Annotated in this window: 13 protein-coding genes; 10 read left to right on the top strand and 3 right to left on the bottom strand. The window is 66.6% G+C overall.

Annotation, left to right across the window (positions count from 1 at the left end):
- Nucleotides 1–9: 9 nt before the first annotated feature.
- Together trxB and LC407_RS06770 are read left to right on the top strand one after the other, a co-directional pair.
- On the top strand, nt 10–981 hold the full coding sequence (gene trxB, locus LC407_RS06775; RefSeq protein WP_025877237.1) for a thioredoxin-disulfide reductase: 972 nt from the start codon (nt 10–12) through the stop codon (nt 979–981).
- 172 nt (nt 982–1,153) lie between these two features.
- Nucleotides 1,154–2,278 carry a GNAT family N-acetyltransferase gene (locus LC407_RS06770; protein WP_223482447.1) on the top strand — a complete coding sequence of 375 codons (1,125 nt, stop codon included), beginning with the start codon at nt 1,154–1,156 and terminating at the stop codon, nt 2,276–2,278.
- 61 nt (nt 2,279–2,339) lie between these two features.
- Here LC407_RS06770 and LC407_RS06765 read toward each other — a convergent pair whose 3' ends face one another.
- A complete protein-coding gene (locus LC407_RS06765) occupies nt 2,340–3,608 on the bottom strand; it encodes a hypothetical protein (protein WP_223482446.1) in 1,269 nt (422 codons plus the stop codon).
- A 71-nt stretch (nt 3,609–3,679) separates the two neighbouring features.
- Between LC407_RS06765 and aat the strand changes: the two genes are divergently transcribed.
- From aat to LC407_RS06750, 3 genes are all read left to right on the top strand, one after another.
- The gene (gene aat, locus LC407_RS06760) at nt 3,680–4,420 is read left to right on the top strand and encodes a leucyl/phenylalanyl-tRNA--protein transferase (protein WP_100436615.1); all 741 of its coding nucleotides are present in this window, start codon (nt 3,680–3,682) and stop codon (nt 4,418–4,420) included.
- A gap of 86 nt (nt 4,421–4,506) precedes the next feature.
- A complete protein-coding gene (gene infA / locus LC407_RS06755; protein ID WP_005409596.1) occupies nt 4,507–4,725 on the top strand; it encodes a translation initiation factor IF-1 in 219 nt (72 codons plus the stop codon).
- A gap of 204 nt (nt 4,726–4,929) precedes the next feature.
- Nucleotides 4,930–5,325 (top strand): hypothetical protein, encoded by a 396-nt coding sequence (locus LC407_RS06750; RefSeq protein WP_025879129.1) that lies wholly within the window; start codon nt 4,930–4,932, stop codon nt 5,323–5,325.
- Nucleotides 5,326–5,398: 73 nt separating this feature from the next.
- Here LC407_RS06750 and clpA read toward each other — a convergent pair whose 3' ends face one another.
- Nucleotides 5,399–7,681: an ATP-dependent Clp protease ATP-binding subunit ClpA gene (gene clpA / locus LC407_RS06745; RefSeq protein ID WP_032974818.1), complete on the bottom strand. Its 2,283-nt coding sequence runs from the start codon at nt 7,679–7,681 to the stop codon at nt 5,399–5,401.
- A 138-nt stretch (nt 7,682–7,819) separates the two neighbouring features.
- Here clpA and LC407_RS06740 point away from each other — a divergent pair, with 138 nt between their 5' ends.
- Entirely contained in the window at nt 7,820–8,632 is an 813-nt protein-coding gene (locus LC407_RS06740) for an APH(6) family putative aminoglycoside O-phosphotransferase (protein ID WP_025879128.1), read from the top strand.
- Between the two features lie 46 nt (nt 8,633–8,678).
- On the opposite strand, the gene clpS is transcribed toward LC407_RS06740, so the two are convergent.
- Nucleotides 8,679–9,005, bottom strand: coding sequence for an ATP-dependent Clp protease adapter ClpS (gene clpS, locus LC407_RS06735; RefSeq protein ID WP_025879127.1), 327 nt, complete (start codon nt 9,003–9,005; stop codon nt 8,679–8,681).
- Between the two features lie 113 nt (nt 9,006–9,118).
- Here clpS and LC407_RS06730 point away from each other — a divergent pair, with 113 nt between their 5' ends.
- The 4 genes from LC407_RS06730 to hflD are packed head-to-tail and all read left to right on the top strand — an operon-like array spanning nt 9,119 to nt 11,820.
- Entirely contained in the window at nt 9,119–9,607 is a 489-nt protein-coding gene (locus LC407_RS06730; RefSeq protein ID WP_025879126.1) for a hypothetical protein, read from the top strand.
- A gap of 1 nt (nt 9,608) precedes the next feature.
- A complete protein-coding gene (locus LC407_RS06725) occupies nt 9,609–10,070 on the top strand; it encodes an NUDIX hydrolase (protein ID WP_025879125.1) in 462 nt (153 codons plus the stop codon).
- On the top strand, nt 10,067–11,209 hold the full coding sequence (gene mnmA / locus LC407_RS06720; RefSeq protein WP_025879124.1) for a tRNA 2-thiouridine(34) synthase MnmA: 1,143 nt from the start codon (nt 10,067–10,069) through the stop codon (nt 11,207–11,209). Before LC407_RS06725 ends, mnmA begins: the two co-directional genes overlap by 4 nt.
- Entirely contained in the window at nt 11,206–11,820 is a 615-nt protein-coding gene (gene hflD / locus LC407_RS06715; protein WP_025879123.1) for a high frequency lysogenization protein HflD, read from the top strand. The genes mnmA and hflD overlap by 4 nt, the downstream gene beginning before the upstream one ends.
- Nucleotides 11,821–11,892: the final 72 nt, after the last annotated feature.

The raw sequence follows: 11,892 nt of genomic DNA, 5'->3' as shown, positions 1-11,892 counted from the left end.
CGAGTCTACATGAGCACCAGCCTGCCCTCCCGCCACCAGCGTCTTGTCATCCTCGGTTCCGGCCCGGCCGGTTGGACCGCTGCCGTCTACGCTGCCCGCGCCAACCTGAAGCCGGTCGTCATCACCGGCCTGCAGCAGGGTGGCCAGCTGATGACCACCACCGAAGTGGACAACTGGCCGGGTGACGCCCATGGCCTGATGGGCCCGGACCTGATGGCGCGCATGCAGGCGCACGCAGAGCGCTTCGAGACCGAGGTCATCTTCGACCACATCCATACCGCGGACCTGTCGCAGCGCCCGTTCAAGCTGATCGGCGACAGCCACGAGTACACCTGTGACGCCCTGATCATCTCCACCGGCGCGACCGCCAAGTACCTGGGCATCCCGACCGAAGACGAGTTCAAGGGCCGCGGCGTGTCCGCCTGCGCCACCTGCGACGGCTTCTTCTACCGCGACCAGGACGTGGTCGTGGTCGGCGGCGGCAACACCGCCGTGGAAGAAGCGCTGTACCTGTCCAACATCGCCCGCAAGGTCTACCTGGTCCACCGCCGCGACACCCTGAAGGCGGAAAAGATCATGCAGGACAAGCTGTTCGCCAAGGTGGAAGCCGGCAAGATCGAAACCGTCTGGCACCACCAGGTGGAGGAAGTGCTGGGCAACGAGGCCGGCGTGACCGGCGTGCGCGTGAAGTCGACCCTGGACGGCAGCACCCGCGACATCGATGCCCACGGCTTCTTCGTGGCCATCGGCCACCACCCGAATACCCAGCTGTTCGACGGCCAGCTGACCATGAACAACGGCTACCTGGAAATCCGTTCGGGCCTGGGCGGTAACGCCACCCAGACCTCGGTGGAAGGCGTGTTCGCCGCCGGCGACGTGGCCGACCAGCACTACCGCCAGGCGATCACTTCGGCCGGCTTCGGCTGCATGGCCGCACTGGACGCAGAGCGTTACCTGGATGCACAGGGCAAGGCCAGCTGAGGCTGGCTTCCGCAGCATCGAGGCGTGGTTGACCGGGAAGGCCGACGCGAAAGCGTCGGCCTTTTCTTTTCAGTAGTGCCAGGCCATGCCTGGCAAGCACGACCGAGCCCGCAACAAACCGGACCGGTTACGCAAACCCAGCTCGCATCCCACCTGCCCTATCCTTTCTCCCATGCCCACCGCCCGCTTCCTCGACTCCCTGCAGTCCGTTCCCGCCACCGCCTGGGACGCCCTGCACGATGGCCGCAATCCATTCGTCAGCCATGCCTTCCTGTCCGGCCTGGAAACCTACGGTTGCCTGCGCGAGGACTGGGGCTGGCAGCCGCAGCACTTCACCCTGTGGGACGGTGATGCCCTGGTCGGCGCGATTCCCGGCTACCTGAAGACCAATTCCCACGGTGAGTTCGTGTTCGACCACGCCTGGGCCAATGCCTATGCGCGGCACGGGCGCGACTACTACCCGAAGTGGCTCGGCGCGGTGCCGTACTCGCCGGTGACCGGCCCGCGCCTGCTGGCCCGCGACGATGCGCAGCGCACCGCCCTGCTGACAGCACTGCGCGAACAGTTGCCTGTGCTGGATGTGTCATCAGCACACATCAACTTCCACACAGCGGCTGACGAAACAATCTTCGACGACGACTGGTTGCTGCGCGAGGACATCCAGTTCCAGTGGCATAACCCGGGTGACTGGGTGACGTTCGAAGAGTTCCTGGGCGCGATGGACCACAAACACCGCAAGAACATCCGCCAGGAGCGCGCCAAGGTCGGCCGCCAGGGCATCAGCTTCCGGGTGGTGCATGGCGATGAGGCCACCCGCGCCGATCTGCAGGCGATGTACCGCTTCTACCTTCAGACGTTCCTGGAATACGGCAACGCGCCAGCGCTGACCGAAGCGTTCCTGCGCCATCTGGCGGTTTCACTGGGGCGCGGGCTGGTGCTGTTTCTGGCCGAACAGGACGGCGAACCGATTGCCGGCGCGTTGTGCCTGCGCGGTGGCGACACGCTGTACGGCCGCTACTGGGGCGGTGCCACCCTGCCCGGCCTGCACTTCGAGGCCTGCTACTACCAGGGCATCGAGTACTGCCTGCGCGAGGGCGTGGCCCGCTTCGAGCCGGGTGCGCAGGGCGAGCACAAGCTGGCACGCGGCTTCCTGCCCACCATCGTGCGCAGCCGGCACTGGGTGGCCGATGCGGAGTTTGCCGAGGCACTGCGCGACTGGTGCCGGCAGGAGCGGCGGGATGTGCGGCGCTACCAGCAGGAGCTGCAGGGGCATGGCCCGTTCCGCGCGGAACCGTAGCGTCGGAGAAGCGCGCCAACCAAGGTTGGCATCCACCACGGCAATGGCGGGGATGCGGCGCTCAGGTGCACTGCCAGAAGTGCCCGCTCACCCGGCACTTCGCGCACCAGAAGCTGTAGAGCATGCCGCCACTACCCCACAGCAACATGCCTTCATTGTTAGTCGGCAACGTTGAGTCCAGCTGCATCACAAAAGGCATCTGCTCGCCGCAATCGATGCACGCCGGGTAGTGCGCGCTCTGCACCCAGCTCGGTGCGCCACCCACCCGCGACAGGTTCTGCCGGTGATTGGACTGGCCCCAGTCCTGCTGCTGCCAGCGATGGCTGTCCATCGCGGCAAGACCCACCTCGGCCTGCAGCAGGTCGCCGCTGTCGGTGGGATTGATCGGCACCTGGCAGTGCTGGCTGGGGTGGCAGCTCGGCGTGCCTTGTGCATCGTGCCGATAGAAACGCACGGGCGGGTCTTCCCAGCCACAGCAGTCCAGGCACAGCCCGAGCGTGACCTCACCCTCCGCGTCCGGCTGCAGCGCCGCAGCATCGGACTGCAGCAGACGCTGCAGCGGCGCATGACAGCTGCCGCACAAGGCATCGAGCAGCCCGCCCACGCGCCCGGCGTGAAGCACCTGGCCGCCATTCCAGGTGGGATGCAGCCGCCAGATCCGCTTGCGCCAGGCAGGCTCTTCGGCCACCTGTGCACGATGCTGTTCGCGCCCGAAGCGCAGGTGCAGCGGTTGCCGGCCATGCAGATGGCGCAGACGCGGGCCATCGGCCAAGCCCGCCCAGTGCGCCCAGACCTCGGCATCCAGGTCGCTCCAGTCCGCCAGGTAGCCACGGGCGGCGGCATGGGTCTCCGGCTGGGTGGCCAGCAGCACTGCCTTGGCCCGCTCCAGTTCGCGATCGTCGTCTGCCTCGGTCAACCGATGCGCCCAGTCAGTCGCAACCGACGGCGGCAATGCCTGCCAGACCTGCGAGGCCAGCTGGATATGATCCTCAATGGCGACCTCCAGCAGCGCCTCCCAATCGTCCTGCAGCGTGTGCGGCGCCTGGTAGCTAGCAAACTCCAGCACGCTGGTCAGCAGCTCGCCGCGCTCGCCGTCACGATAGCGCCGCCAGGCGTCAATACAGACCGGGGCGACAGCCTCGTCCGGCAGCAGATCCAAGGCGGTGTCGAGGAAGGTGGAGCTGGGCGAGCGGCGGTCCAGCGCCCGCAGCAGCAGCGCGCCAAGCTGGGGACGGTCTTCGCTGGCCAGGGTCAACAGCATGGCCAGGCTGTCATTGCGTGTGCGCGGCGCATCGTGCGCATCGAGGATGGCGGTGATCGGATCGCTCATGCGGGGCTCCTTGCCGGTAGTGCGTGATGGTGCCAGACATCGCCCATCGCCACGACGAATACAATGCCGGCATGACCCGTCAGTTGCCCTGGCGCCTGGCCGATGCGCCGGATGCCCCCTTCCCGCCGGCCGAGACAGCGCTGCGCCAACCCGATGGCCTGCTTGCGGTGGGCGGCGACCTGCACCCGCTGCGCCTGCTCAATGCCTATGCCGGCGGCATCTTTCCGTGGTTCAGCGAGGGCGAGCCGATCCTGTGGTGGTCGCCGGACCCGCGCATGGTGTTCCGTACCGACGGCGTGCACCTGAGCAGCAGGTTCCGCCGGCAGCTGCGCGGCAACCGCTGGGAAGTGACCGCCGATACCGCCTTCAGCCAGGTGATGCGTGCCTGCGCCAGCGCGCCCCGCCCCGGCCAGGACGGCACCTGGATCAGCCCGGCGATGGTGGATGCCTACAGCCAGCTGCACGACCTGGGTTTCGCACATTCCTTCGAGGTGTGGGATCGGCAGACGCTGGTCGGCGGCATCTATGGTGTGGCCATCGGCACGATGTTCTTCGGTGAAAGCATGTTCAGTGGCGAAAGTGGCGGCTCCAAGGTGGCGCTGGCCGCACTGGCACGCACGCTTCACGGCTGGGGTTGGCCACTGATCGACGCGCAGGTGGAAAATCCGCATCTGCTGCGCATGGGCGCCGAGCACCTGCCGCGCGCGCCGTTTCTGCAGCAGGTCCGCAGCGCGGTACAGGCGCCGGGCCGGGAAGGCGCTTGGACCCGGCTCGTCGGGCGCGTGCCGGCAGCGGATTTTGCCGGGGAATAACACAATCTTTGCAAGCTGGGCGTTTGACGCGTAAAATGCTGCGCCTTAGGCCCAGCGTGGCCGTTTTCTGAACCGCACAGGACTACATGTCGAAAGACGATTCCATCGAGTTCGAGGGCACCGTCAGCGAGACGCTGCCGAACACCACTTTCCGCGTTCGTCTGGAAAATGGGCACGAAATCATCGCCCACATCTCCGGCCGCATGCGCAAGAACTACATCCGCATCCTCACCGGTGACCGGGTCAAGGTTGAAATGACCCCGTACGACCTGACCAAGGGTCGTATCACCTACCGAATGAAGTAAGCGGCTGGCGCGTTGCGCCACCTCGACAAGGCCAGCCCTGGACGCTGGCCTTTTGTCATGCCTGGAATCCGGCCCTGCCGGACGGCACCCTGACCGAATGCACCGTGACATCGGTCAGCCATGCTTGCGGCAGATTCGCATTCCCAGCGGCGGCGTCATCGTGGCATCCGATCCAGTCCGGATCGCCACCCCCTGCCCCCTGCCATGAACGTGACTTCCCTGCCCGCTGGTTTCGCCGCCCTGGTATTCAGCACTGCCGCCCTGATCGCACCCGCCGCCCAGGCCGCCGACACGCCGTCGGCAAGCGCCGGTGACAGCTGCATTGCCTTGAGCGAAGACCAACAGATCGTCCGCGCCGGCGCCGATCGCGATGTGCTGCTGCGCAATGGTGACCAGCACTACCGCGTGGTGTTCAAAGCCTCCTGCAACGGCGCCGTGACCTCGCGGCGGCTGGCCTTTGAAACCCAGGGCGAAAGCAACCAGCTCTGCGCCGGCTCACGCAGCGTACTGAAGACCGACCGCGCCAGCTGCACGGTCGAGCGGATCGAACCCCTCGAAGCTGCCACCTTCCAGCGCATGGCCCGCCAGCGCAGCCGCTGAGGAGCTGACACGACAAGGGCGGCCTGCGCCGCCCTGTCGTTGCTTCCGTTGCCGGGCGCTGCCCGGCACATCCTTACTCCACCGTGGCCGGCAACAGCCGTTCCGGCTCGGCCTGCGCCTCGACCACCAGCTCGTCGTTGCGCACGTCGATGCTGACCTTGCCACCGTTGACCAGCTTGCCGAACAGCAGTTCGTCGGCCAGCGGGCGCTTCACCTTGTCCTGCAGCACCCGCGCCATCGGGCGGGCACCCATCAGCGGGTCGAAACCGTGGTGGGCCAGCCAGTCGCGCGCAGTCGGTGTGGCCGACAGGCTGACGTGCTTCTCCTGCAGCAGCATCTCCAGCTCGATCAGGAACTTGTCCACCACGCGCAGGATGTGTTCGAAGCCCAGCGGCTGGAACTGCACCACCGCATCGAGGCGGTTGCGGAATTCCGGGGTGAACGCACGACGGATGGTCTCCATCGCATCGGTGGCGTGGTCCTGCTTGGTGAAACCGATCGAGCGCCGCGAGGCCTGCGCCGCGCCGGCGTTGGTCGTCATCACCAGCACCACGTTCTTGAAGTTGGCTTCGCGGCCGTTGGTGTCGGTCAGCACGCCGCGGTCCATCACCTGCAACAGGATGTTGAAGATGTCCGGGTGCGCCTTCTCGATTTCATCCAGCAGCAGCACGCAGTGCGGCGTCTTGACGATCTTCTCGGTCAGCAGGCCACCCTGGTCGAAGCCGACGTAGCCCGGGGGCGCACCGATCAGGCGGCTGATCGAATGCGGCTCCATGTATTCGGACATGTCGAAACGGACCAGTTCGATGCCCAGCTGCAGCGCCAGCTGCTTGGTCACCTCGGTCTTGCCGACACCGGTGGGGCCGGCGAACAGGAAGTTGCCGATCGGCTTTTCCGGATTGCCCAGGCCCGAGCGTGCCAGCTTGATGGCCGACGCCAGGGTGCCGATGGCAGGATCCTGGCCGAAGATCACCATCTTCAGGTTGCGCTCCAGGTGCTGCAGCACATCCTTGTCGGTGGCGCTGACCTGCTTGGCCGGGATGCGCGCCATCTTGGCGACGATGGCCTCGACTTCCTCGACGTCGATCAGCTCCTTGCGCTGGCCTTCCGGCATCAGGCGCTGGCGGGCACCGGCCTCATCGATCACGTCGATGGCCTTGTCCGGCAGCAGGCGATCGGCGATGTGCTTGACCGACAGGTCGACGGCGGCCTGCAGCGCTTCATCGGCGTAGGTGACGCCGTGGTGGGCTTCGTACTTGGACTTCAGGCCCTGCAGGATCTCGTAGGTTTCGCCCACGGTCGGCTCGACGATGTCGATCTTCTGGAAGCGACGGGCCAGCGCCCGGTCCTTCTCGAAGATGCCGCGGTATTCCTGGAAGGTGGTCGAGCCGATGCAGCGCAGCTCGCCCGACGCCAGTGCCGGCTTGATCAGGTTGGAGGCGTCCATGGTGCCGCCCGACGCCGAACCGGCGCCGATGATGGTATGGATCTCGTCGATGAACAGCACCGCATTGGGCACCTTCTTCAACGCGGTCAGCACGCCCTTCAGGCGCTTTTCGAAGTCGCCACGGTATTTGGTACCAGCCACCAGCGCGCCGAGGTCGAGCGAATAGATGACCGCATCGGCCAGCACGTCCGGCACCGAACCTTCAACGATGCGTCGGGCCAGGCCCTCGGCAATCGCGGTCTTGCCGACGCCGGCCTCGCCCACGTACAGCGGGTTGTTCTTGCGGCGGCGGCACAGGACCTGGATGGTGCGCTCGATCTCGTCGGCACGGCCGACCAGCGGGTCGATGCGACCGGCACGGGCCTGCTCGTTGAGGTTGCTGGCGAACTCGGTCAGGGCATCGCCCTTGGGCTCGCCTTCGCCCCCTTCCATACGGCCCTCACCCTCGGACGAAGACGGCTGCTCGCCTTCCTCGCCCAGCTTGGCGATGCCGTGGGACAGGTAATTGACCACATCCAGCCGGGTGACATCCTGCTGGTTGAGGTAATAGACCGCGTGGGAGTCCTTCTCGCCGAAGATGGCGACCAGCACATTGGCGCCGGTGACCTCCTTCTTGCCGGAGGACTGCACGTGGTACACGGCCCGCTGCAGCACGCGCTGGAAGCCCAGCGTGGGCTGGGTATCGCGGCCGTCATCTTCGGCCAGGCGGGACACGGAGGCCTCGATGGCCTGCTCCAGCTCCTGGCGCAGGCGGTCGGCGTCGGCGCCACACGCCTTCAATACGGCCTGGGCGGACGGGTTGTCGAGCAGTGCCAACAGCAGGTGTTCGACCGTCATGAACTCATGTCGGGCCTCACGGGCGCGCTTGTAGCACTGGCCGATGGTGTGTTCGAGGTCTTTGCTGAACATGGATTACTCCGGCGGCAGTTGGAGACAATATGCGGCCTGACTACACGATTTCCATCACCCTAGCGGATTGCGACGTTCAGATGGCGTTAGCACTACCAAACGCTTGATCATCGTTCACTCCAGGACAGCCCCACCCACATGAGCGAACCCTACCTGAGCCGCTGGCGATTGCGACGTGATGGTCCTTCGATCCGTACCCCCCATGCCCGGCTCTGGCCGGTGCTGACCGCCTCTGGCGAGGCGGCCATGTTGAAGGTGAGCACGGAGACAGAGGAACAGAACGGCCATCGCCTGCTGCGCTGGTGGAACGGCGACGGTGCCGCACGCCTGCTGGCCCACGAGGGGCCGGCGATCCTGATCGAACGGGCGCACGGCGATTCGCTGCGGCAACGCTCGATCAAGGGCGAGGACGACGCCTGCACCATGATCCTGTGCCAGGTCCTGCAGCAGCTGCACCGGCCACGGAGCGCGCCACCAGAAGATCTGGTCTGCCTGCGTAGATGGTTCGCCGATCTGCTGCAACCAAGGGCACCGCTGCCGCCATTGCTGGAACAGTGCAGATCGCTGGCGATGGCACTGCTGGAGGACGAGCAGGAGATCCGGCCCCTGCATGGCGACCTGCACCACGACAACGTGCTGGATTTCGGCGCGCGGGGCTGGCTGGCGATCGACCCGAAGCGGTTGCTGGGCGACCGCGCGTTCGACTACACCACGATGTTCAGCAACCCGGACCTGTGCGGGCCGGGCATCCATGTGGCAACACGGCCCGAGCGCTTCCATGCCCGGGTGGAACAGGTCTGCCGGCTGGCCGATCTCGAGCGCACGCGGCTGCTGCGCTGGATCGCGGCCAGTGCCGGCCTGTCAGCGGTGTGGTTCAGGGATGATGGCGACCCGGCCGACATCGATGAGGCGGTGGCCGTGATGGCCCTGCAGGCGCTGGCGGAGGCGTGACTCGAACCTGGCAGGTGCCCACCCTGGTGGGCACGCCGTGCCAGGATCAGGCCTTCTCCATCGTGCACAGCAGCGGGTGCTGGTTCATCCGCGCGTACTCGTTGACCTGGGCCACCTTGGTTTCGGCCACTTCGCGGGTGAACACACCGCAGACGCCACGGCCACGGGTGTGGACGTGCAGCATCACCTGGGTGGCCTTGTCCAGGTCCATGTTGAAGAACTGCTGCAGGACATCCACGACGAAATCCATCGGGGAGTAGTCGTCATTGAGCAGCATGACCTGATAGAAGGGCGGCGGCGCCACTTCCGGGCGCGCGGGCTCCACGGCAACGCCGTGCTCGTGGTGGGAATCGGGGGCGGACTCGCGAGGCATCTGCCGATTATAAGGGGTGCGACGGCCTTGCGTAGGCCCCGCGTGGAATGGACGGCACGGGCGCCCGCCGTCACAATTGCACCTTCCCACACACTTGGTTTCACAGGATCTTCATGAAAAGGACCCTTCTCTCCGCCCTGCTGATCGCCCTGGCTGCCGCGGGCACCGCTGGCGCTGCGACCACCACTGACAGCACGAAGGCCGACAAGGCCGTTGCCCGTCACCTGGAAAAGCTGGGTTACACCTACGAGGTCGATGAAGACGGCGATTACCAGATGGTGTTCGATGTCGAAGGCGATCGCACCCAGATCGTCTATGTGCGCTCGTCGGTGGAAGACTTCGGTACCCACAACATCCGCGAGATCTGGTCGCCGGGCTACACCTCGCAGACCAAGCAGTTCCCGGTGGCCGTGGCCAACCGCCTGCTGGAAGATTCGCAGGACGCCAAGATGGGCGGCTGGGTGAAGCAGGAATCGACTGCGATGTTCGTGGTGAAGATCGATGCCGACGCCACCTCCGACCAGCTCAGCGACGCCATCGATGCGGCCATCCGCACCGCCGATGCGATGGAGCTGGAGCTGACCAAGAAGGACGATCTCTGAGTTGAACACCTCGCCGGACCCGCGCTGGGCACCGCATGCAACCGTCGCCACCGTGGTGGTCGACGGCGGCAGGGTGCTGCTGGTGGAAGAAACCATCGAGGGCCGGCAGGTGCTGAACCAGCCGGCCGGGCATCTGGAGCCGGGTGAAAGCCTGGCCGAGGCCGCCCTGCGCGAGACCGTCGAGGAAACCGGCTGGACGGTGGAACTGACCGCCTTCATCGGCTGCTACCAGTGGACCGCCGGTGACGGCACCCCGTTCCTGCGCTTCTGTTATGCCGCGCGCCCGGTCTCGCACGACCCCGCGCGGCCGCTGGATGCCGGCATCGATCGGGCGCTGTGGATGACCCCGGCCGAACTGCAGGCCGCCGCCGGACGCCAGCGCAGCCCGCTGGTCTGGCAGGTGCTGGCCGACTACCTGGCCGGCCAGCGCTATCCGCTTGCACTGGTCCGGGAGGTCGCATGAGCAGCCCACGGGTGATGGTTGGCGTGTCTGGCGGCGTGGATTCTTCCGTGGCTGCCTGGCGCCTGGTGCAGCAGGGCGAGGCCGTGGCCGGTCTGTTCATGCAGAACTGGGCCGACGACGGCAGCGGTGACTGCCGCGCCGAGGACGACCGCCGCGACGCGGTGGCGGTCTGCGGACTGCTGGGCATTCCGTTCCATTTCCGCGATTTCTCCAACGAATACTGGCAGGGCGTGTTCGAGCACTTCCTGGCCGAATACGCCGCCGGCCGCACGCCCAACCCGGACGTGCTGTGCAACCGCGAAGTGAAGTTCAAGCACTTCCTTGATGCGGCCCGCGAACTGGGCGCCGAGCGGATCGCCACCGGCCATTACGCACGCATTGCCCAGCGCGGCCATCAGTGGCTGCTGCTGCGTGGCGCCGATCGCTCCAAGGACCAGAGCTACTTCCTGCACCAGCTGGGGCAGGAGCAGCTGGCGGCCACCCTGTTCCCGATTGGTGATCTGGAAAAGAGCGACCTGCGCCGGATCGCCCGCGACGTCAGCCTGCCGACCCATGCCAAGAAGGACTCCACCGGCATCTGCTTCATCGGCGAGCGCGATTTCCGTGAGTTCCTTGGGCGCTACCTGCCGGCCAAGGCCGGGCAGATCCTCGATCCCAGCGATGGCAGCGTGATCGCCGAACATCCTGGCGTCTTCTATTTCACCCTGGGCCAGCGCGAAGGCCTGAACATCGGCGGCGTGCGCGGCCGCCCTGCCGCGCCCTGGTATGTGGTCGGCAAGGACGTGGCCAGCAACGTGCTGTACGTGGACCAGGACCGTGACAGCCCGTGGATGCTGTCCAACCGGCTGCGCTCGGAGACCGCGCACTGGATTGCCGGTGCACCACCGGCGCGGCGTTTTGAATGCACCGCGCAGACCCGCTACCGCCAGCCCGATGAGCCGTGCACCGTGGACGTGCTGGACGACGGCAGCGTGCAGGTCACCTTCGCCCGGCCGCAGCGTGCAGTCACCCCCGGGCAATCCCTGGTGCTGTATGACGGTGAGGTCTGCCTGGGTGGCGCGGTGATCGCCGCCACCGACGCGCCGCTGGAACAGCGCCTGCGCACCACCCCTTCTCCTTTTGAGGTAATCGCTGCATGAGTTTCACTGTCGACGACCGCGTTCTGGCTTTGGCCGGCATTGCCCAGGCCCTGCAGCAGGTACGCCGTATCGCCGATACCGGCCACTCCGACGCCGCTGCCGTGCGCACTGCCGTGGACAGCGTATTCCGCATCGATGCGTCCTCGCCGCAGGCGGTTTTTGGCGATCGGCACGCCCTGAAATCCGGCCTGCGCCTGCTGCACAATTATTTCCGCAGCCAGGGCCAGGACCCGATCCTGCCCAAGCTGGCCCTGTCGGTACTGCAGCTGGAGCGCCGCTTCGTGCAGGACGGCGCCACCGTGAACAAGGTCGCCTCGGGTATCGAGCGCGCCCAGCGCCAGGCCACCGAGCTGGGTGACAGCGGCCACCCGGATGTTCTGGCCGCGCTGGGCGGCCTGTATGCAGACACCATCAGCCACCTCAAGCCGCGGGTCATGGTGCAGGGCAACCCGCATTACCTGGGCCAGGCCGGCGTGGTGGCCGAGATCCGCGCGCTGCTGCTGGCCGCCGTGCGCGCCGCCGTACTGTGGCGGCAGCTGGGTGGCAGCTACTGGGACTTCCTGCTCAGCCGCAAGGCGATGGTCGAGGCCGTGGACCGGCAGCTGGCCTGAAGGCGGGGAGCCCGCCGGGCATGGCCTGGCGCTGGCGACCGAGCACCCGAGGGTAGCGCCGGGCCATGCCCG

Source organism: Stenotrophomonas sp. OVS01A, from assembly GCF_019969775.1.
In the GTDB taxonomy this organism is placed as follows: domain Bacteria; phylum Pseudomonadota; class Gammaproteobacteria; order Xanthomonadales; family Xanthomonadaceae; genus Stenotrophomonas; species Stenotrophomonas indicatrix.
The sequence above is the reverse complement of the archived record's forward strand: the minus strand, read 5'-3'. Positions and strand labels throughout refer to the sequence as shown.

Excerpts from the sequence above, each read along its gene's own strand:
- clpS (WP_025879127.1), bottom strand. The coding sequence starts at position 9,005 with ATGCCTCGCGAGTCCGCCCCCGATTCCCACCACGAGCACGGCGTTGCC.
- infA (WP_005409596.1), top strand. The coding sequence starts at position 4,507 with ATGTCGAAAGACGATTCCATCGAGTTCGAGGGCACCGTCAGCGAGACG.
- clpA (WP_032974818.1), bottom strand. The coding sequence starts at position 7,681 with ATGTTCAGCAAAGACCTCGAACACACCATCGGCCAGTGCTACAAGCGC.
- LC407_RS06765 (WP_223482446.1), bottom strand. The coding sequence starts at position 3,608 with ATGAGCGATCCGATCACCGCCATCCTCGATGCGCACGATGCGCCGCGC.
- LC407_RS06750 (WP_025879129.1), top strand. The coding sequence starts at position 4,930 with ATGAACGTGACTTCCCTGCCCGCTGGTTTCGCCGCCCTGGTATTCAGC.
- LC407_RS06730 (WP_025879126.1), top strand. The coding sequence starts at position 9,119 with ATGAAAAGGACCCTTCTCTCCGCCCTGCTGATCGCCCTGGCTGCCGCG.
- LC407_RS06770 (WP_223482447.1), top strand. The coding sequence starts at position 1,154 with ATGCCCACCGCCCGCTTCCTCGACTCCCTGCAGTCCGTTCCCGCCACC.
- mnmA (WP_025879124.1), top strand. The coding sequence starts at position 10,067 with ATGAGCAGCCCACGGGTGATGGTTGGCGTGTCTGGCGGCGTGGATTCT.
- aat (WP_100436615.1), top strand. The coding sequence starts at position 3,680 with ATGACCCGTCAGTTGCCCTGGCGCCTGGCCGATGCGCCGGATGCCCCC.
- trxB (WP_025877237.1), top strand. The coding sequence starts at position 10 with ATGAGCACCAGCCTGCCCTCCCGCCACCAGCGTCTTGTCATCCTCGGT.
- LC407_RS06740 (WP_025879128.1), top strand. The coding sequence starts at position 7,820 with ATGAGCGAACCCTACCTGAGCCGCTGGCGATTGCGACGTGATGGTCCT.
- hflD (WP_025879123.1), top strand. The coding sequence starts at position 11,206 with ATGAGTTTCACTGTCGACGACCGCGTTCTGGCTTTGGCCGGCATTGCC.